The 1,041-nt window shown below is 72.2% G+C and carries 1 pseudogene; it reads left to right on the top strand.

The annotated features are described in order from the left end of the window. Positions 1-1,041: pseudogene (locus AC27KI_RS25670) on the top strand (glycosyl transferase); the annotation flags it as partial.

Here is a 1,041-nt window from a genome sequence, read left to right as displayed (position 1 = left end):
CTCGGGTGCTGCTGGCCGCCTACCGCGCCAGCGCGGCCGAGCTGGAGGCGGGCCGGCGGGTCGTGCCCGCCGCCGAGTGGCTGCTGGACAACTACCACCTCGTCGAAAAGCAGGTGCGCGACATCCGGGGCGATCTGCCGGCCGACTACTACCGGCAGCTGCCCAAGCTCGCATCGGGCCCCTTCGCGGGCTATCCCCGGGTGCTGGGCCTGACCTGGGCCTTCGTGGCCCACACCGACAGCCATGTGGATGCGGGCACGTTGCGGGCCTTCCTGCAGGCCTACCAGCGCGTGCAGCCGCTGACCATCGGCGAGCTGTGGGCGGTGGCGATCACGCTGCGCATCGTGCTGATCGAAAACCTGCGCCGGCTGGTGGACCAGATGACCGTGGGACGCGCCGCGCGGGCCGACGCCGACCGGCTCGCCACGCACCTGATGGCCCTGGGCTCCGCCCGCTCGGCGCTGGACGAGGACATCGCCGCGCGGTCGCCCCTGGCGCTGTCCGAGCTGTTCGCCGCCCAGCTCGCCAAGCGGCTGCGCGACCACGACCCGCGGACCATGCCGGCACTGGGCTGGCTGCAGGAGCGCCTGCAGCAGCAGGGCACCACCATCGACGAAGTGGTGTCGCATGCCCAGCAGCGCCAGGGCGCCTCCAACGTCACCGTGCGCAACGTGATCACCAGCCTGCGCCTCATGTCCGACATCGACTGGGCCGACCTGTTCGAAAGCGTGAGCCTGGTGGACGAGCGGCTGCGCGAAGGCAGCCACTTCGCCGCGATGGACTTTCCCACGCGCAACCTCTACCGCGACGCCATCGAGCAGTTGGCCCGCCGGTCCCGCCATTCGGAACTGGATATCGCCGAGCACGCGCTGGCCGCCGCGAAGGCCGCCGCCAGGGTCCCGAGTGCGGAGCGCGGCGACGGCGCCGACGACCCCGGCTACCACCTCATTTCCGGGGGGGCGCAGGGCGCTCGAGCAGGCCATCGGCTTCCATGCGCCGCTGCACTGGCGCCTGGCGCGACTGCGGGGCGAGCACAGCCTG

The sequence above is a fragment of the Acidovorax sp. KPB24-03 genome (assembly GCF_057546605.1).
The sequence above is the reverse complement of the archived record's forward strand: the minus strand, read 5'-3'. Positions and strand labels throughout refer to the sequence as shown.